The 19,232-nt window shown below is 65.6% G+C and carries 12 protein-coding genes; 3 read left to right on the plus strand and 9 right to left on the minus strand.

The window, feature by feature from the left end; translation table 11 throughout:
- Nucleotides 1-10: 10 nt before the first annotated feature.
- Both glmS and IEW49_RS03820 read left to right on the plus strand, forming a co-directional pair.
- Nucleotides 11-1,834, plus strand: a complete 1,824-nt coding sequence (gene glmS / locus IEW49_RS03815) for a glutamine--fructose-6-phosphate transaminase (isomerizing) (RefSeq protein ID WP_188641438.1) — start codon at nucleotides 11-13, stop codon at nucleotides 1,832-1,834.
- A gap of 93 nt (nucleotides 1,835-1,927) precedes the next feature.
- Nucleotides 1,928-4,291: a putative bifunctional diguanylate cyclase/phosphodiesterase gene (locus IEW49_RS03820; protein ID WP_229658067.1), complete on the plus strand. Its 2,364-nt coding sequence runs from the start codon at nucleotides 1,928-1,930 to the stop codon at nucleotides 4,289-4,291.
- A gap of 274 nt (nucleotides 4,292-4,565) precedes the next feature.
- Here the strand turns inward: IEW49_RS03820 and purQ are convergent, their stop codons facing one another.
- The 6 genes from purQ to hmgA form a co-directional block, all read right to left on the minus strand.
- Complete coding sequence (gene purQ, locus IEW49_RS03825; protein ID WP_188641439.1) at nucleotides 4,566-5,243, minus strand: phosphoribosylformylglycinamidine synthase subunit PurQ; 678 nt, start codon at nucleotides 5,241-5,243, stop codon at nucleotides 4,566-4,568.
- Nucleotides 5,243-5,476 (minus strand): phosphoribosylformylglycinamidine synthase subunit PurS, encoded by a 234-nt coding sequence (gene purS / locus IEW49_RS03830; protein WP_188641440.1) that lies wholly within the window; start codon nucleotides 5,474-5,476, stop codon nucleotides 5,243-5,245. Before purS ends, purQ begins: the two co-directional genes overlap by 1 nt.
- Nucleotides 5,477-5,575: 99 nt before the next feature.
- Nucleotides 5,576-8,449 carry a M16 family metallopeptidase gene (locus tag IEW49_RS03835; RefSeq protein ID WP_188641441.1) on the minus strand — a complete coding sequence of 958 codons (2,874 nt, stop codon included), beginning with the start codon at nucleotides 8,447-8,449 and terminating at the stop codon, nucleotides 5,576-5,578.
- Between the two features lie 73 nt (nucleotides 8,450-8,522).
- The gene (purC, locus tag IEW49_RS03840) at nucleotides 8,523-9,317 is read right to left on the minus strand and encodes a phosphoribosylaminoimidazolesuccinocarboxamide synthase (RefSeq protein WP_188641442.1); all 795 of its coding nucleotides are present in this window, start codon (nucleotides 9,315-9,317) and stop codon (nucleotides 8,523-8,525) included.
- Between the two features lie 115 nt (nucleotides 9,318-9,432).
- Nucleotides 9,433-10,740, minus strand: coding sequence for a fumarylacetoacetase (gene fahA / locus IEW49_RS03845; RefSeq protein ID WP_188641443.1), 1,308 nt, complete (start codon nucleotides 10,738-10,740; stop codon nucleotides 9,433-9,435).
- Entirely contained in the window at nucleotides 10,737-12,023 is a 1,287-nt protein-coding gene (gene hmgA, locus IEW49_RS03850) for a homogentisate 1,2-dioxygenase (RefSeq protein WP_188641444.1), read from the minus strand. The genes fahA and hmgA overlap by 4 nt, the downstream gene beginning before the upstream one ends.
- A 271-nt stretch (nucleotides 12,024-12,294) precedes the next feature.
- Here hmgA and IEW49_RS03855 point away from each other — a divergent pair, with 271 nt between their 5' ends.
- Nucleotides 12,295-14,388: a TonB-dependent receptor plug domain-containing protein gene (locus tag IEW49_RS03855; protein WP_188641445.1), complete on the plus strand. Its 2,094-nt coding sequence runs from the start codon at nucleotides 12,295-12,297 to the stop codon at nucleotides 14,386-14,388.
- Between the two features lie 16 nt (nucleotides 14,389-14,404).
- On the opposite strand, the gene IEW49_RS03860 is transcribed toward IEW49_RS03855, so the two are convergent.
- Genes IEW49_RS03860 through IEW49_RS03870 form a run of 3 tightly spaced genes read right to left on the minus strand, consistent with a single transcriptional unit; the run spans nucleotide 14,405 to nucleotide 19,198 of the window.
- Entirely contained in the window at nucleotides 14,405-16,789 is a 2,385-nt protein-coding gene (locus IEW49_RS03860) for a caspase family protein (protein ID WP_188641446.1), read from the minus strand.
- A 10-nt stretch (nucleotides 16,790-16,799) separates the two neighbouring features.
- Nucleotides 16,800-17,507, minus strand: a complete 708-nt coding sequence (locus IEW49_RS03865) for a hypothetical protein (protein WP_188641447.1) — start codon at nucleotides 17,505-17,507, stop codon at nucleotides 16,800-16,802.
- A gap of 59 nt (nucleotides 17,508-17,566) precedes the next feature.
- Nucleotides 17,567-19,198, minus strand: a complete 1,632-nt coding sequence (locus IEW49_RS03870) for a tetratricopeptide repeat protein (protein WP_188641448.1) — start codon at nucleotides 19,196-19,198, stop codon at nucleotides 17,567-17,569.
- Between the last annotated feature and the right edge of the window lie 34 nt (nucleotides 19,199-19,232).

The raw sequence follows: 19,232 nt of genomic DNA on the forward strand, positions 1-19,232 counted from the left end.
GGAATAATCCATGTGCGGAATCATCGGTATCGTCGGCAATCGCGCGGTTGCGGATCGGCTCGTCGACGGGCTCAAGCGGATGGAATATCGCGGCTATGATAGCGCCGGGATCTGCACGCTCGACAATGGCGAGATGATCCGCCGCCGGGCCGAGGGCAAACTCTCCAACCTCGTCGCCGAACTGTCCGACAATCCTGCGCCTGGCGATATCGGGATCGCCCACACCCGCTGGGCCACCCACGGTGCGCCGACCGCCAACAACGCGCATCCGCACGCCACCGAGCATGTCGCGCTGGTGCATAACGGCATCATCGAGAATTTCCGCAGCCTGCGCGAGGAACTGCGCGCCAAGGGGCGCACCTTCGAAAGCGAGACCGACAGCGAAGTCGTTGCGCACATGCTGTCCGAAGAGGTCGAGAACGGCGCCTCGCCCGAGGAGGCGGTCAAATCGGTCCTGCCGCGCCTGCGCGGTGCCTTCGCGATCGCAGTTGCGTTCAAGTCGCATCCCGACATGCTGATCGGCGCGCGGCTCGGCTCGCCGCTGGTGGTCGGATACGAGGACGGCGAGACCTATCTCGGCTCGGACGCGCTGGCGCTAGCGCCGCTGACCCAGCAGATCGCCTATCTCGAGGAAGGCGACTGGGTGGTGATCGAGCGCGACGGTGCGACGATCTACGACGCGGAGAACAACCCGGTCGAGCGCGAGGTCAAGCAGTCGGGCGCGTCGGCCGCGGCGATGGAGAAGGGCGAATATCGTCACTTCATGCTCAAGGAGATCTTCGAACAGCCGACCGTCGTCGCGCAGACGCTGGGATCCTACGTCCGCCAGGAAAACCGCTCGGTCGCGCTGCCGCAGCTCGATGTCGATCTCGGCGCGATCGAACGCGTCACGATCGTCGCCTGCGGCACGTCCTATTACGCCGGACTGGTCGCGAAATACTGGTTCGAACAGTTCGCCCGCCTGCCGGTCGACATCGATGTCGCGAGCGAGTTCCGTTACCGCGAGCCGGTGCTCGAACCGGGCGGATTGGCGCTGTTCATATCGCAGAGCGGCGAGACCGCCGATACGCTCGCCGCATTGCGCCACTGCAAGGAAAACGGCCAGACGATCGGCGCGGTCGTCAACGTACCGACCAGCACCATGGCGCGCGAGGCCGACGTTTTGCTGCCGACCCATGCGGGCCCCGAGATCGGCGTCGCCTCGACCAAGGCGTTCACCTGCCAGCTGGCAGTCCTCGCGGCGCTTGCGGCACATATGGCGGTCAAGCGCGGGCGCCTGTCCCGCGACCAGGAGCAGGAAATCGTCGACCACCTTCTCGAAACCCCGGCCTGCCTCAACGCTGCGCTCGATCGCGACGACGATATCGCTGCGATGGCGCCGCTGATCGCGCCGGCGCGCGACGTTCTCTATCTCGGCCGCGGGCAGGACTATCCGCTGGCGATGGAAGGCGCGCTCAAGCTCAAGGAAATCAGCTACATCCACGCCGAGGGTTATGCTTCGGGCGAAATGAAGCACGGCCCGATCGCACTGATCGACGACAACGTGCCGGTGATCGTCATCGCGCCTTCTGGCCCGTTGTTCGAAAAAACGGTGTCGAACATGCAGGAAGTTTCCGCGCGCGGCGGCAAGATCGTGCTGATTTCCGATGCCGAAGGGATCGCCGAGGCGGGCGAGGGCTGCATGGCGACGATCCAGATGCCGCGCGTCCATCCGCTGATCGCACCGCTCGTCTATGCCGTGCCGGTGCAGCTGCTCGCCTACCACGTGGCCGTGGCGAAAGGTACCGACGTCGATCAGCCGCGAAATCTCGCAAAATCGGTCACTGTCGAATAGAAATGGTTAATCGCCTGAAAATACGCCGGTTTTTTTCGATTGTTTGAGAAGTCCTTTACGCTCCGCTAACGGTTTTTTGCTATCGCGCAGCCTGTGAAGGATCGGGAACACAACTCGGCGAAGCTGCCGCAGAGCCTCTCCTCGCTGGCAGTGCTTGGGCTCAAGCAACCGGCCGGTGAGGGGTGGGAGTGGCTGCGCGGGCTGCAATATGCCTGCCTGCCCCGGATCGCCCTCGCCCGTGTCCTGTTCCATGCCCTGGCCGCCGCCGCGACCGTTTCGGTGTTCTGGAATATCGGCAACCGCTACGCGATCATGGCTTGGCTCGCGGTGCTGGGTGCCGCGGTGTTCTTCAACTGGCGCAAGGACATCGGCATGCGCGATGCCGACAAGCGCCGCGTCAACAAGCAGGAAATCGAGAATCACGCACGCGGCGCGCTTGCGACCGCAGCCGCCTGGGTGGTGCCGGTTGCCGCCTTCGGACCGTTCGCCGGGGTCGAGGCGCAACTCGAGCTGTGGGCGATCATCGTCCTGCTGCTGACTGCCAATGCGATCACGCTTGCGGCGGTTCCGCTCGGGACGGTGCTGTTCGGCCTGCTCGTCGGCACCGTGGCGGCCGCCGGTTTCGGTTACAACGGAATGTGGGAGATGGTCGTGCTGACTGTCGTCTATGTCCCGCTCGTGACCATCGGGACGATCGGCTCTGCGCGCAGCTTCCTGGCGGCGCGGATCGCCGAGGCCGGCGTTGCCGAAAAGAGCGAAGTCGTCTCGATGCTGCTGCGCGAATTCGAGGAAGGCGAGGGCGACTGGCTGTGGGAAATCGACACCGCCCGCCGGGTGCGTTCGGTTTCGCCGCGCTTCGCCTATGCGATGGGCCGCGAATCGAAGGACATCGACGGCCTGCCGCTGGTCCAACTCATCGCTGGCTCGAACTGGGAAAGCGGCCAGTTCCACAGTTCGCTCCACGATCTCGCCGAGCGCCTCAAGCGCCGCAACAGCTTTTCCGACCTGCTGGTCAAGGTCACGATCGACGGTGAAGATCGCTGGTGGGAATTGTCGGGCACTCCCAAGCTCGACGAGAACGGCAATTTCGACGGGTTCCGCGGGGTCGGCTCGGACGTGACCGAGCAGCGCGAGTCCAGCGAGAAAATCGCCTATATGGCGCGCTACGATACGCTCACCGGACTGCCCAACCGTATGTGCCTCACCGAGGCCCTGGGCGGGGCCCTCCGTTTCGCGGCGCAATGGCGCACGCGCTGCGCGTTCCTGATGATCGATCTCGACCGCTTCAAGGCGGTCAACGATACGCTCGGCCACCTGGTCGGCGACAAGCTGCTCGCAATGGTCTCCGAACGGCTGCAGGAACTGATGAGCGAGAACGAGACCTGCGGACGACTCGGCGGGGACGAATTCGCGATCGTCATCCGCGACGCTTCCGACCTTAGCCACGTGAACCGGATCGCCCAGACCGTGATCACGCGGCTTTCGCAGCCCTACGAGGTTGACGATCACACGCTGTTCGTCGGCGCGAGCGTGGGGTCGGCGATCGGCCCCCGCGACGGCAAGACGGTCGAGACGCTGATGCGCAACGCCGACCTCGCGCTGTACCGTTCGAAGGACGAGGGCGGCGGCAAGCACTATACGTTCGAGCCTTCGCTGCACGCATCGGCCGAGGAACGCCGCCAGCTCGAATTCGCGCTACGGAGCGCGCTTGAACGCGAGGAACTGACGCTCAACTTCCAGCCCGTCGTCGACGCCAACAAGGAAAACGTGCTCAGCTTCGAAGCGCTGGTGCGCTGGAACAGCGCCGAACACGGCTTCGTGAGCCCGGGCAAGTTCATCCCGCTGGCCGAGGATACTCGCCTGATCGTTCCGATCGGCGAATGGGTGCTGCAGGAAGCGTGCATCCAGGCGATGACCTGGCCCGACGACATTCGCGTCGCGGTCAACGTCTCGGGCGAACAGCTGCTCGATCCCAATTTCTCGGCTTCGGTCGTCAATGCGCTGGCGGTCAGCGGGCTGGCCCCGAACCGGCTCGAGATTGAAGTCACAGAAAGCATCTTCGTGCGCGACGACAGCGCCGCGCGCACCACGCTCGAGCAGTGCATGGCGCTCGGCTGCGGGGTCGCGCTCGACGATTTCGGGACCGGCTATTCCTCGCTCGGCTACCTGCGCAAGATGCGCTTTTCCACGATCAAGGTCGATCGCAGCTTCGTTCAGGGCGCTGCGGTCGACAATCCGGAAAGTCTCGCGATCATTCGTGCGGTGGTCGCGATGGCCGACAGCCTCGACATGACCACCACCGCAGAGGGCGTCGAGACCGAAGAAGAGCTCGCCATGGTGCGCAAGCTCGGCTGCACCAAGATCCAGGGCTTCTACTACGGCCGTCCGATGCCCGCCGCCGATGCCCGTGCGCTGTTCTCGAACGATCGTACCCCGGCCCAGGGCGCGGCGGCCTGACTTTCTTACCGCACGCCCATCCGGGCGAACGTCACCGCGGCGAATCTCTCCGTTTCGCTACAAGGCCGCTGCGGGCGGGCAGTCGCCCTTGCCTTGGCCTGATTGGACTGCGGACGACCCTCTCGGTCGTGTCCGCCTGACGCTCGATCACGAAATCGGTGCTGGACTGGAGCGCAGCAGCCCACTGACCTGCAACTGCACGCCGCCGCTCATGCCGCGAAGCCAATCGACCCGGATGGGCCGCATCCGGCGTTCTATTGACTGGGAAAAAGACTCAAGCGTCTACGAGTGACCGCACAGCGCTCTCAAACAAGGCTCGACCGTCGGTCCCGCCGTGGGCAGGGTCGATGGCGCGTTCGGGGTGAGGCATCATGCCAAGCACGTTGCCTGCCGCGTTGAGCACGCCGGCGATGTCGCGCGCCGAGCCGTTGCAGTTCTCCAGATAACGGAACGCGACTCGGCCTTCGCCCTCGAGCCGGTCGAGCGTCTCGTCGTCGGCGAAGTAGTTGCCGTCGTGGTGCGCGACCGGAATCACGATCTCCTGTCCCGCCTCGTAACCCGAAGTGAACAGCGATTGCGCGTTTTCGACGCGGAGCGTCGCGTCGCGGCAGACGAAGGTGATCTGCGCATTGCGCATCAGCGCGCCGGGCAGCAGCCCGGCTTCGGCGAGCACCTGGAAGCCGTTGCACACGCCGAGCACCGGTACGCCGCGTTCGGCGGCGCGCTTGACGCTGCGCATGATCGGGCTGTTGGCGGCCATCGAGCCGGACCGCAGGTAGTCGCCATAGGAGAACCCGCCGGGGAGTGCGACGAAGTCGAGACCTTCGGGCAGTTCGGCATCACCATGCCAGACCCGCTTCGGCGCGGTGCCCGATACCTGCTCGAGCGCGACCGCCATGTCGCGATCGCAGTTCGACCCGGGGAAGGTGACGACGGCTGAACGGAACGCCATCAGTCGACCTTCTCGATCCGGTAATCTTCGATCACTGTGTTGGCGAGCAGCTGCGCGCACATCTTGTCGAGTGCTTCGTCGCTGGTGTCGTCGGCGACGTCCATTTCGACCATCCGCCCGATCCGCACATCGTCGACACCGTCGAAACCGAGCCCTTCGAGGGCATGATGGACGGCGCGACCCTGGGGGTCGAGCACGCCGGGCTTGAGGCGGACGAAGATGCGGACTTTCATTGGCGGGGCTCCATCGACTGCTTGCCGCGCCCTGTAGCAGAGCGGCTGCTCAGCGCAATCGGCCCCGGACTCCTGTCCACGCGGCTTTGCACGTCTCGCTCAGTCCGCCGCAGGCTTGGGAACGACCTCGACCTGCACCGCGCGCGCCGGATCGAGATATTCGATCGCCAGCGCCTGGAGCTCCTCGCCAGTGATCGCGAGGGCGACCTCCTTGCCCTGGAGGAACCGCTCACGGTCGCGCGGATTGCGCTGCGCATCGGCGACCAGGCTCATCCAGCTGCCATTGGTCTTGAGCGCATTGTCGTAGTTCTCGAGCAGCGGCTGGCGCGCGCGCTGGAGCAGGTCTTCATCGACCGGCGCGGCGCGCAGGCCCTCGATCGCGGCGATGATCGCCTGGCGGCCCGCCTCGAGCTGCGCTAGCTCGAGCGAGGCGCCCGCGAGGAAAGTCCCGTAATCGGGATAGATGCGCGAGGTGCTGCTCCCGGCGAAGGGCGAATAGGCTTGCCCGAGCTCCTCGCGCAGCGTGTCGGTTAGCACGATGTCGACCACCCGCGCGAGCAACGACAGACGCATGTCGCGCTCGAAGTCGCTGTCGTCGGCGGTCGGCCAGATGAACCGCAACTGCGCCTGGTCGGCCTCGCCGTCGTGCTCGATCACGACCGGCCCGCGGGTCGCGGTGAAACTACGCTCGCGATTGCCGAAATCCTCGCGGAATTCCGCTTCGCGCTGCGGCAGTGCGCCGAATGTCGCGGCGACCGCATCGATCACAGCCGGCGCGTCGAAATCGCCGACCACGCCGATCTCGATCGCGCCGTTCTCGAGGCGATCGCCGATCGCCGCTTCCAGCTGCTCGAAATCGAGTGCCATCAACGCCTCCTTTTCGGGCGCGGTAAAGCGCGGATCGCCGTCGGAAAGGATGCGGCCGATCTCGGTGCCGTAGGCGGCGCTGGGCGTGGCGTAACGCCGCGCGAAGACATCGTCGAGGCCGGCGCGGAACCGCACGACCGGATCGTTGCGGAGGCCCGGATCGACGAGGTATGCGGCCAGCAGCTGGAGCTGCAGTTCGAGGTCGCGCGGCTTGGTGCCGACATAGGACACGAAGGTATCCGAGGTCAGGCCGAAGGCGTTGCCCACGCTCCTTCCCGCGAGCGCGGTCTGCAATTCGTCGAGGGTGAGCGCGCCGAGGCCACCCTGCGTCATCAGTCCGACCAGCTGGGTCTTGAGCGGATCCTCCTTGGTGTCGAGCAGCGATCCACCGTCGATGTTGACCTGGACGAGGATCTGGTCGTCGACGATATCGGTCTGCTTGAGGTTGAGCATCACGCCGTTGCCGAAGCGCAGCGTGCGGATATCGAGCTCCTCGGTCAGCGTGTCGGAGACGACGGCGCCGGGCGTGCCGAAATCGGTATAGGGCCAGACGAGAACGGCTTCCTCCTCGAGCGGTTCGGGCGCGCGGGCGATCGCCGCGTCCCAGGCGGCCCGCAGCGCGGCCTCACCGCCTTCGGGCGCGCTCTTGCCGACGAAGCGGATCAGCGGATCGTCGAGCGCCACCGCATCGCGCTTGAGCGCGGCGAGCACCGTCTCGGGCGTGATTTCGTCGGCGAAACTGTTGAAGCGCGCGAGACCGTCGGCCGGTTCGGAGGGCACGATCTCGCTCTGCACCAGCGCGACCGCCGCACCGTTCAGCGCCGCATTGCTGCGGGTGTCCTGATTGGCGGTAGCGGTTTCGAGCCCGTTGCGGCGATTGGCGACCTGTTCGGCGACTTCGGCCTCGGTAAAGCCGAACGCCATCGCGCGGGTGTATTCGCCCACAACCGCATCGACGCCGCGCTGCCACTCTCCGTCGACGGTCTGGACCACCAGCGAAGTGGTGCGGCCCGCATCGAACACGTCCGAGGTCGAGAAAGCGGCACCGCGGAACGGCGGGTCCTCCGACCGCGCGATCCGCGCGATCCGGCGCGCGATGATGCCGTAGGCGATGCTGCGCAGGGTGTTTTCCTTGCGCCGGACGATCGTGTCGGGCTCGTCGACATAGGCGCCGTGGCGCGAGAAATCGACGATCTCGGGGAGCGAGGGATCGAGGTAGATGTCGGTCAGCCCGGCGCGCGCGGGATCGACCGGGCCGAAATCGGCCTGGTCGACCGCGCCTTCGCGCTGCCAGTCGGAAAACTCTGCCCGGATTTTCGCTTCGACCATCGCCGGGTCGAAATCGCCGACCACGATCAGCGTGGTGGCGGCGGGCACGTATTCGCGCATCCAGAAGGCGCGCAGCCTCTCGGATGTCGCATTTTCGAGGTCTTCGACCGTGCCGGCGATTTCGTTCCGGCTGAGGCGCGAGCCGGGATACGCGAATTCCAGCCCGTCGCGGCCGTTGCGATAGGCGAAATTGTTGCGATCGCGCTTTTCGGCCAGCATCACGCCGCGCTCGCGATCGACCGCCTCGGGCGCGAAGGTGAGTTCGCCGGCGGTCTCGCGCATCAGCATCAGCGCGGTATCTAACAGGTCTTCGCTATTGTTCGGCAGGTCGAGCTTGTAACGAGTGTGGTCGTAACCGGTCTGCGCATTGGTATCGGCGCCGAAGGCCAGCCCCTTGCGTTCGAGCAGCTTGACCATCTCGCCCTCGGGCACGTTGGTCGAACCGTTGAAGGCCATGTGCTCGAGGTAGTGCGCATAGCCGCTTTCGCCCTCGCGCTCGTCGATCGCGCCGGCTTCGATATGCATCCGCACGAGGCCCTGGCCGGCGGGCGTGTCGTTCTGGCGGATGATGTAGCGCATGCCGTTGTCGAGCCGCCCGAAAACGAAGCCCGGATCGACAGGGATATCGCTCTCCTCGAATGCCCAGTCGGAATCGCCATCCTCGGCGGGGGCAGTGACCGAGGCGACGGCCGCCGCATCCTGCGACTGGGCGGTTGCGACGGTGGCAAGGGAGACGAGCGCGGGAAGCGCGACGGACGCAAACAGGTGTTTCAGCATGGTGGTACCATGCCGGAAAGCGCCGTCGGTTCAACCCGCTATGCGATGAACGGCGGCATGGGCCGCCGAACGGCTACTTCTTGGTCGGGCGCAGGCGCGAGCGGGCGTGGCTCATGTCGAGCACCTCGCCCGGGCCGCCATCCTCGTTCTGCAGCAGACCGAGACGGCGGGCGACCTCCTGGTAGGCCTCGCTCTCGCCGCCGAGATCGCGGCGGAAGCGATCCTTGTCGAGCTTCTCGCCCGATTCCATGTCCCACAACCGGCATCCGTCGGGGCTGATCTCGTCGGCGAGGATGATGCGGCTGAAATCGCCGTCCCACAGCCGCCCGAATTCGAGCTTGAAATCGACCAGGCGGATATCGATCGCGGCGAACATCCCGCACATGAAGTCGTTGATGCGGATCGCCATTGCGGCGATGTCCTGCATTTCCTCGTGGCCCGCCCAGTTGAAGCAGGCGATGTGCTCCTCGGCGATCAGCGGATCGCCCAGCGCGTCGTCCTTGTAGTAATATTCGATCAGCGTGTGCGGCAGCGGCTGGCCTTCCTCGATGCCCAGGCGCTTGCAGATCGAGCCCGCCGCGACATTGCGCACCACGACTTCGATCGGCACGATCTCGACCTGGCGGACGAGCTGTTCGCGCATATTGAGGCGGCGGATGAAGTGGGTCGGCACGCCGATATGCGACAGCCGTGTGAAGATGTGCTCGCTGATGCGATTGTTGATCACGCCCTTGCCGTTGATCGTACCCTTCTTCTCGGCGTTGAAGGCGGTCGCATCGTCCTTGAAATACTGGATGATCGTGCCCGGTTCGGGGCCTTCATACAGGATCTTGGCCTTGCCTTCGTAGATCTGGCGGCGACGCGACATGCAGGTGGTCCTCGGCATTCGTGAAACACGACGCCCCGGCGCGCTGGTCTAGCGGGGCCGGGGCGAAGACGGTCCTATACGCGCAAGGGTACGCGAAGGCAATTGAAGGAGGCGCTTAGCCCATCGGGCCGGCCGCGATCCGGCCCCGGCATTCGCCGAAGCCGATCCGTGCCGCGCCGTCCTTTTGCGCATAAGCGGTCATCACGATCTCGTCGCCATTCTCGAGGAAGGTGCGCGTCTCGCCATTGGGCAGCGTCAGCGGTTCCTTGCCGCCATTGGTGATCTCGAGCAGCGAGCCGACGCTGTCGGGCGTGTCGCCGGTCAGCGTGCCGGTGCCGAGCAGGTCGCCGGGGTTGAGATCGCACCCGTTCGAGGAATGGTGGGTGATGAGCTGCGCCACCGTCCAGTACATCGCCGTCATCGGGCCGGTGCTCAGGCAGTGTGGGACCTCGCCATTCTCGCGCATCTTGGCGGTGGAGAGATGGACTTCCATCCGCACGTCGAGCGCACCGGTGGCCTGGTCGTCGTCGTCGAACAGGTAGTCGAGCGGTTGCGGATCGCCTTCGGGCCGGGCGTCCTGCGCGACCCGGAACGGCGCGAGCGCGTCGAGCGTCACGATCCACGGGCTGACCGTGGAGTGGAAGCTCTTGGCGAGGAACGGGCCGAGCGGCTGGTATTCCCACGCCTGCAGGTCGCGCGCCGACCAGTCGTTGAGGATGCCGATCCCCGCGATGTGGTTCTTCGCATCGGCGATGTCGATCGGCTCGCCCAGTGCGTTGCCCTTGCCGACCCAGACCGCCATTTCGAGTTCGTAATCGAGGCGCTTGGTCGGGCCGACGCTCGGCTCATCGGCGTCGGGCGCCTTGGTCTGGCCCTTGGGACGGGTCACCTCGCTGCCCGAGACGCGCACCGAGCTGGCGCGGCCGTGATAGCCGATCGGCACATATTTGTAGTTCGGCAGCAGCGGGTTGTCCGGTCGGAACAGCTTGCCGACATTGGTCGCGTGGTGGATCCCCGTGTAGAAATCGGTGTAGTCGCGGATGTCGAACGGCAGGTACAGTTCGCACTCGCTCGCGCGATAGAGCAGCGGTTCGATCGCCGCCTGCTTGCCGCCGTCGGTCAGCAGCTCGAAGATCGCATGGCGCAGCGTCGTCATTGCTTTCGATCCACAAGCGAACAGCGCATTGAGATTGGGGCGGTTGCCCAACTCGCCGATCTTGCGCGCATCGGCCGCCATGTGGTCGGCCGCGGCCTCGAGGTCGAGGATCATGTCGCCGATCGCGACCCCGGCGCGCTTCTTCGAGCCGCCGCTGGAAAAGATCGCGAAGGGCAGGTTCTGGATCGGGAAATCCGGGTGGTTTTCGCTGCCGAGAACCCAGGAACGGGCGTCGAGATCGTGGGTGTGGTCGGTGATAACAGTCATGGAAGCTCCGCTTTGGGGAAGCCGGTCCAGCAATCGTCGTAATCGGATTGCCGGCCGGGCAGTTCGCACGCCTGCCGCGCCAGCCTGAAGGGCCAGCGCGATTCGAACATGAAGGCAAGCGTGTCGTCGATCTTGTGAGGTTCGAGGTCGGCCTCCATCGCCTTCTGCGTCGAATGCGCATCGGGCCCGTGGCCGTTCATCTGGTTGTGGAGCGAGGCCCCGCCCGGGGCGAAGCCGCCGCCTTCCTTGGCATCGTATTCGCCGTGCACCAGCCCCATGAACTCGCTCATAACGTTGCGATGGAACCAGGGCGGGCGGAACGTGTCCTCGGCCACCATCCAGCGCGGCGGAAAGATCACGAAATCGCAATTGGCGGTGCCGTGGATCGCGCTCGGGCTGGTGAGGACGGTGAAGATGGAAGGATCGGGATGGTCGAAGCTGACCGTGCCGATCGTGTTGAAACGCGCGAGGTCGTAGCGACAGGGCGTCGTGTTGCCGTGCCATGCGACCACATCGAAGGGCGAATGATCGAGCGTCACGGTCCAGAAATGGCCCTGGTATTTCTGGACCACGGTGAAGGTGCAATCGCGATCCTCGTACCACGCTACCGGCGCTTCGAAATCGCGCGGATTAGCAAGGCCGTTGGCGCCGATCGGGCCGAGATCGGGCAGGCGGAACGGCTCGCCGTAATTCTCCGCAACGTAGCCTGCGCTCGGACCGTCGACCGCAACAGCGAAGCGCACGCCGCGCGGGATCACCGCGATATGGCCGGGCGGCACGTCGAGGCGGCCGAATTCGGTGGTGAGGTGCAGCGTGCCCTGCTGCGGCACGATCAGCATTTCGCCATCCGACACCTGCAGTGCGCGATCCTTCATCGAGGCGTTGCAGCTATAAAGGTGCACGCCGAGCCCGTCGCAGGCGGCGACGTCGCCATTGGCGCAATAGGTCGTCATCCCGTCGATGAAATCGACATCTCCGTCGGGCTGGGCGAGCGGGTCCCAGCGCATCCGGTTGGGGTCGGCGATGCCGCAATCGAGTGGCGAGCTCAGCCAGCGTGTGCCGACTTCTTCGGCCTTGCGCATTTTCCCGTGCGCGGCTGTGGGCCGCATCCGGTATAGCCACGAGCGTCGATTCTCGACGCGTGGGGTGGTGAAGGCGGTGGTCGAGAACTGTTCGGCGTAGAGGCCGAAGGCCGGCTTTTGCGGACTGTTGCGCCCGACCGGCAGCGCGCCATCGACCGCCTCGGTGGCGAAGTGATTCAGGAATCCCGTCTGATAGTCCACGTGCGTGCAACCTCTCTAGCCTGTCAGAGGTTCCTAATGCCGCGCCAGACCGGTGCTGGCCAGAGATAATTTCAATTGAAACCAGTTTGGGTGCGCCGACCGGTTCGGTTTCACTGCGCTACCTAACGCTGCCGTTCATCGGTCGATCGATTACATCTGTCGATAACGAACGTCGTTGGTCGAACCGGCCGCGCCAGCGACCGACCACATTCGTAATCGGCGAGCGGGACAAGGGGCATGTGGGGGACACACATGGGAGAGAACGAGAATAATGAAGACCCTGACCAGTACGCTCGCGCTTGCCGTCGCCTGTGCCGCCTTTCCGGCCCACGCGCAGGAAACCAGCGACGCTCCGCCTCCGGAACCGACGGAAGCGCCCGCGTCCGCCGCCGACGACACGACCGCGCAGGTATACACCCCGGCCGATTTCACCCGCTACGCGCCGAGCAACGCGCTCGACATGCTCAACCGCGTTCCGGGGTTCTCGATCCGCGGCAGCGACCAGCAGCGCGGGCTCGGCCAGGCGACCGGGAACGTGCTGTTCAACGGCGCGCGCCCGTCGAGCAAGTCGGACGATATTTTCGCCCAGCTCTCGCGCATCCCGGCGGGGAACGTCGCCCGGATCGAGATCGTCGACGGCGCGACGCTCGAGATTCCCGGCCTTTCGGGGCAGGTCGCCAATGTCGTGTTCCGCGCCGACGAGCTGAAGGGCCAGTTCCGCTGGTCGCCGCAATTCCGCACCAATTTCACCGATCCGTTCCTGACCCGAGGTTCTGTTTCGGTGTCGGGCAGGACAGGCGAGCTGGCGTATGAATTCGGGCTCAACAACAACAATAGCGGCCGTGGCGGTGCAGGCGGCGAGACGCTGATCCTCGATGCGGGCGGCAACGTCACCGAAGTGCGCGACGATGTCGTCCTGTCATATTACGACAGCCCGCAGGTCTCGGCGAACCTGACCTGGGATCCGGCGGGCGACACGATCGCGCATCTCAACGGTTCGTACCAGCGCGTCTACCAGCGCTTCCACGAGGACGGCTTCCGCACCGGCGGAGGTCTGCCCGATCGCGACCGCTTCGTGCGCGATCGCAGCGACAGCTGGAATTTCGAGATCGGCGGCGACGTCGAGTTCGGGCTCGGGCCGGGAAGGCTCAAGTTGATCGGCCTGCGCCGCTTCAACGACCAGCCTTCGCAGACTACCATCACCACCGACTTTCTCGACGCGACGCCGAGCGACGGCATCCGCTTCACGCGCGACGGGCAATCGGGCGAGACGATTGCGCGCTCCGAATACAGCTTCCCTCTGTTCGGCGGCGATGCGCAGATCGCGACCGAGGCGGCGTTTAACACGCTCGACAACGTCTCGGGCCTGTTCACGCTCGACCCGGCGAGCGGCGAATTCGTCGAAGTCCCGTTCCCGGGTGGGACCGGCGGCGTGTCCGAGGATCGCTACGAGGCGATGGCGAGTTTCGGCCGGTCGCTAACCGACAAGCTCTCGTTCCAGCTCACCGCCGGAGCCGAAAACTCGACCATCACGACCACCGGGACGACGATGCAGACGCGCGAATTCACCCGACCCAAAGGGACCTTCACCCTGTCGTGGAACCCGTACGAGGACCTCTCGATCTCGGCCAAGGTCAGTCGCCGAGTCGGGCAGCTGTCATTCTTCGATTTCCTCGCCCGGGCGAACCTCAACGACGGGACCGGCAATGCCCGCAACAACGATCTGCGGCCGCAACAGGACTGGTCCTACGAGGGCGAAATCAACAAGCAGCTGGGCGAATGGGGCTCGACCCAGTTCCGATTCATCGTTCGCGACGTCGAGGACTATGTCGACATCGTGCCGGTGACCGGTGGCGAAGCGGTCGGCAATATCGACAGCGCCTGGGCGCGGGCCGTGGTGTGGAATTCGACCATCACCTTCGACCCCATCGGTCTCAAGGGCGTGCGCGGCGACTTCGTCTTCGTGTGGCAGGAATCGCAATTGCGCGACCCCTTCACCGGCGAAGCTCGGCAGTGGAGCGGGTTCACCGACACCCAGCTCAACATCGGCCTGCGCCACGATATCCCGGGCAGCGACTGGGCCTATGGTTTCAGCGCGAACTATTCGCACAACCAGCCCCGTTATCGCAGCGACCAGCAACAGCGCGATTGGGAAGGTCCGACTTTCGCCGACGTGTTCGTCGAGCACAAGGACGTCTTCGGGCTGCGCGTGAGCGCCTATATCGCCAACATCTTCGACGCGCGGCAGTATCGCGACCGCACGGTCTACACCGGGCTACGCGACGCGAGCCCGGTGCTGTTCGAGGAACGCCGCGACCGCCTGATCGGGCCGATCTTCGGCTTCAACATCAACGGGTCGTTCTAGAAGGTCGTTCGGGCGCCTACTGGTCGGTGGCGGGCGGGATGCCGAATTCATACCGCACCGCGCCCGTCGCCGACGCCTTGCCCACCGTGCCCGAGCGCGAGGCTCCGCCGAAGATCGAGGCGATGATGTCCTCGACCGCGATCCCGCGCGACGGGCCCGAACGCAGGGTGGAGGCGGCGAGTGTCATGCCTGCGGTTTGCGCCTCGCGTTCGGAGGCCGCCTCGAGCACGGGGCCCTGTCCGAGCCGGGCGAAGCTGACCGCGGTGCCGTCGCCCGCTTCGGACACCAGCACGATCAACTCGTCCTGCAGCCGCTGGGCTTCCATCGCCTTGGCGAACTGGATGTGGAACGTGCCCTTCCGCCCTGGCGGATAGCGCGTATCGGTGCGATCGCGCAGCGCCGAGCGCCAGTAGATCGCCCCCGAGGAGGTGAAATAGAGCGGGTTGACGTAGATTTCCTCGTTCGAGACGTTCTCGATCTCGACCGTCAGGATGTCGCATTTGCGGAAGATCCGCCCGTCGGAGGTCGCGAAGCCGCTCTCGCCGAGCGGGCGAGACAGCGGCGAAACCTGCTCGCGGCCCAATCCGGCGTCGGGGGGAACCCTGCAATTGCCCTCGGCGTCTACCGGATCGTCCTGCCGCAGCAGGTGGAACCGTATCGCGACCTTTTCGGCCGGGTTGTCTTCCTGCGTCCCGAGCCCGTCATTCGAGGCCAGCACCTTGCGCAATTTATGAAACCGCGCGGCGCGCACGATCGCCGGGCCGAGCACGCCCGCGACTTCGTCTTCGCCCCCACGTGCGATCAGTTCGCCAAGGTCCATCGTGCCGTAATCGGTCACCCGCGTCCCGGCCTCTTCCATCGCCAACAAGTCGCCGTCGAGACGAAAGGCCAACTCGGCCTCTTCCCCGGGAGCAACGAAGGTCGCGCCGAGCGGACCAGGTTCGGTTTTCGCAAACCATTCGAGCGCGACCTTCTGCGCGGGCGTGGGATTGCTCGGCGGTGCGGGCCGTGCAACGCGGAACGAGACGTCGACCGGGCGCTGGGCGACCGTCGCAATCAGTTTGGCCTCCCTGCTGAAACGATCGCCATCTGCATCGCGGATATCCTGCCATTGCGCGGCGTCGATGCCGTTGAAGGACACGGGGACGAGCTTGGCGGTGAAAGCGGTGGTGCTTGCGACCTGGCCGTAGAGCAGCACCTTTTCGCCTTCGCCGCGAACGCTCGACAAGGCGATGATCGTGCCTTCGGTCACGCCCTGAAAAGCGCCGGCGCTCATTTCGAGGCTCGCGACCGCCATCGTCTCGGCCTCGAGGTCGCGCCGCGGCTTGGTGACGAGCCAGCTGTCGCGCCGTTCATCGCTGGCCGATTTGAGCAGCCCGCCGAGGATCGGGCGGTCCAGATCGCCGTCGAACAGCGGGCGCGGCGCCTTCTTCTCGTATTCCGAAAAGTTCGAACCGACCCGCGCGGCGAGGTCGCGATAGGTCACGACCTGCGGATTGGAGAGGTTGGCGAAGCTGTAGGCGGTCAGGATGCCGAGCGTCTTTTGCTCTTCGCGCGGCCAGAAACCGGGCGCACGCTCCTGCTTTGCCTGGATCGCGGAGGGCGCCGCCATCATCGCCACGAACGACCCCCAGCCGGGCTTGCCCTTCGAGGCTTCGACCGCGAGGTCCTGGACGAAATCACCATCGCCCATATCGGCGAATTTTGGCTCGGCGAGCAGGCCGGCGGGCGGCAGGTCGCTGTCCTCGCCCGCATTGCGCATCGAATCGCCAGAATGGCAGTAATCGGCGAGATAGGTGACGTTGCCGCCCTTGGCGCGGATCGCGTCGATCGCGGCACCGATCTCGTCGTCGGTGATCGCGCCCGGGAGGCGTTTCTCGCTATCGCCCGGCGCTGGGTCGCGCACGTCGAGCGGGATGAAGATCTCGTCGAGCCCGTCGGGCTCGTTGCCCGCGACCATTTCGCGCTGCTGGTAGCCGTGGCCGGAGAAGGTGATCAGCACTTCGTCGCCCGGCCGCGTCGTCAGCGCCAACTGCTTGAGCGCGCCGAGGATGTTGTCGCGGGTCCCGATACCGTCGGGGACGATGTCGGTCTCGAACAGCTCCAGCCCGCGCTTCTGCTCGCGCAGTTCGGCGCTCGGCGGATCGGTCAGCAGCGTGATGGCGTCGCGCGACACGCCTTCGTCGAGCAGCTTCTGCGTGATCATCACGGCATCGTTGTAGGCCCCGACCAGCGGCTTCCACTGGATGACCTGATACTTGCTCGGATCGTAGCCGACATTGCCGATGACGAGCGCGCGTATCCGGCCTTCGGGTTGGCCGTCGTCCTGCGCGGTAAGTGCTCCGGGTACCAAGAGCACCGAGAGCGTGGCGAACACCGCGACCATCCGTCGAAGAAACATTCCAATCCCCCTAGTTCGAAACCACCAGCGTCCTTGTCCACACGCGATCCCGATTGAGCAATTCGAGCCGGTAATTGCCCGTCGAGGTCGGCGTCCAGCGGCATACCAGATCGGCTCCGCGCTCTCCACGACCGGGTGCATCGCGGCAAACTTCGCGGCCCGCCTCGTCGCGCACCACCATTTCGAGGCGGGCATCGCCGTCGCCCCGGACGCGGACGAGCGCGGGCCGCCCCCCTTCGGCGCGGGCGCGCATGACCAGCCGCCCGCTGCCTTTCAAATCGTGCGTGTAGACGATTGCCTGGGGCAGGAACCCCTTCGACTCGGAAGCGATCATATCGAGGATTCGTTGGAGGATGTCCGGATCGTCGTCGGCCAGCACCCGCGCTTCGGCGAGCAGGGTGAGCGGTTCGATGATCGGGAAGTCCTCGCGCTCGACCTGCCCGATCTCGAGCGTTGCGTCATCCGCAGCGGCGAGCACGATGTTGGAATTGGCAAGGATTTGTGCCGCGACGATCAGTGCTTCGGGGTCTTCCTGCGCGCGCGCCCACGCGACCAGGTCGCGCACCAGAGCGGCGGTTTCGATCCGCTTGGCGGCATCGCCGGCCTCGTCGGTGCCGATGTCCGCCTCCGCCACGGGGATGAGGGCGGAGGCGGGAGCTATGGCTGCAGAACCGAAGACAAGCCCCAGCGCAACGAGACGGGAGATGGATCGACGCATCGGCTTGAAGGTTCCTCGGCTCTGCATGGGATTGTTGTGACGCATGGCGCGCGCGCGCACTACGGATGAATTCTGACAGCTCGTCGGTCGACGCCCCTTTCGCTATAGCGCCATGCCGCGCCCACCTGCTGGAGGAAGAGCGGGCGGTAGCCGCGCAATTCACGCTGCGCCTCGTTATCGAACGATGTGTAGCTGTCGATCCGGTTCTTCGCGCCCGAGGCTGCGCGCGCGTAATAGGTCCACGCGGCCGGATGCAGTCCGAGCCGTTCGTCCATCATGGTGGCGGCGCGGCGATCGGTGTCGATGCGCAGCGGGTTGGCACTGCCGAACATGCCGGATGTCTGTGCGCTGGCGGCCGCAAGCTGGGACAGCGCATCCTCCGGTCGTTTCAGACGCAGCTTCGCTTCGGCGAGAAGGAAGCGTAGGTCGAGAAAGGCCGTGTGCCACGGCACCATGCGCTGCCATTCGACGATCCCCTGGGAAAGCTCCGCCTCGGCCTCCTCGATCCTTCCCTGTTCGAGCAGCAGACGGCCCAGCCCCATCCGCAGATAGGCGCGGCTCAGATCGGCGAACGCGGCATCGAACCCGGTCGCCGCATCGGCTTTCGCCAGCGCACCGCGATAGAGCGTTTCGGCTTTCTCGGGCGCACCGTTCTTGGCGAGGTGTTGCGCCAGCGTCGAAAGTGTCTCGATATTGTCCGGGTCGGCAATATAGGCCTCGACCAGCAGCGGCTGCGCCTCGTCGCTCCTGCCCACCTGTTCGAGCAGCCGACCGAGACGCACGCGAAGCGGCAGGCCCAATCCGTCTTCTACGGTCCGATCGCCAGCAAGCTCCATTGCGCGTTGCATCAGTGCGATGGCGCGCTCCGTCTCGCCGACCGCTTCGGCGAGAACGGATCGTTCGACGAGCAGCGAAACCACGAATTCGAAATCGTCCGAGGCATGGACAGTCGACAGGGCTATCGCGTTGTCGAGTGCTTGCCCCGCAGCCTCGAACATTCCCTGTCGCGCGAGGTTGCGGCCGAATGCGGCATAGTCGCCGGCCAGAGTCGCGCCTTCCCCCGAAACCGCCTCGGTCGCGGCGATCCGCATCCGGTGCATGGCCTCCGCACGCGCATATTGCTGGCCGGTGGTCTCGATATTGTAGATCAGGTCGTCGATCTCGCGGCGCAGGCGCGCATAGGTATCCGGCAATCCTGCGACGAGCGTGTCGAGCATCCGGTCCGTCAGCGCATCGCCCTCGACACGCTTGCCCTGTGCGTAGAGATTCCCGCCCAATTCGCGATAGGCAAGCGCGAGCGCGAGGTGATCGCGCGGCGTCGCTGCCTCCAGCACGGACTTCGCCTTATCGAGCCAGGGCTGCGCGGAGACGATGGCGGGGCATGGCTTTTCGCAATCGAGATTGTCGCTGGTCGGCCCTTCGACCGCGCGCGCCATCGCGATATAGGCGGTGGCGCGGCGCGGATCGTCCGCAGCCAGGTGGGTTTCGGCGAGGGTGACTGCGCGCTCCGCGTAATCGGTTCGCGCCTCGCGCCGGCTCCAGCTTTCCCCCGCAGCCCAGGCGAGGACCTCGAGGCACGCCGCGCTCCCGAGCGCCGCGGCTTCGCAGTCGGCGATCACGCGTTCTTCGAGCGCCCCGACGACCGATGGCAATTGTCGTTGCAGGGCGCGCTGTGCGGCTGCGTCCGGCACAGGGTAGGCCTGCTCCTGCGCCATGGAGGGCGAT

Origin of the sequence: Pseudoblastomonas marina, assembly GCF_014641655.1 — a bacterium.
GTDB classification, from domain to species: Bacteria; Pseudomonadota; Alphaproteobacteria; order Sphingomonadales; family Sphingomonadaceae; genus Alteriqipengyuania_A; species Alteriqipengyuania_A marina.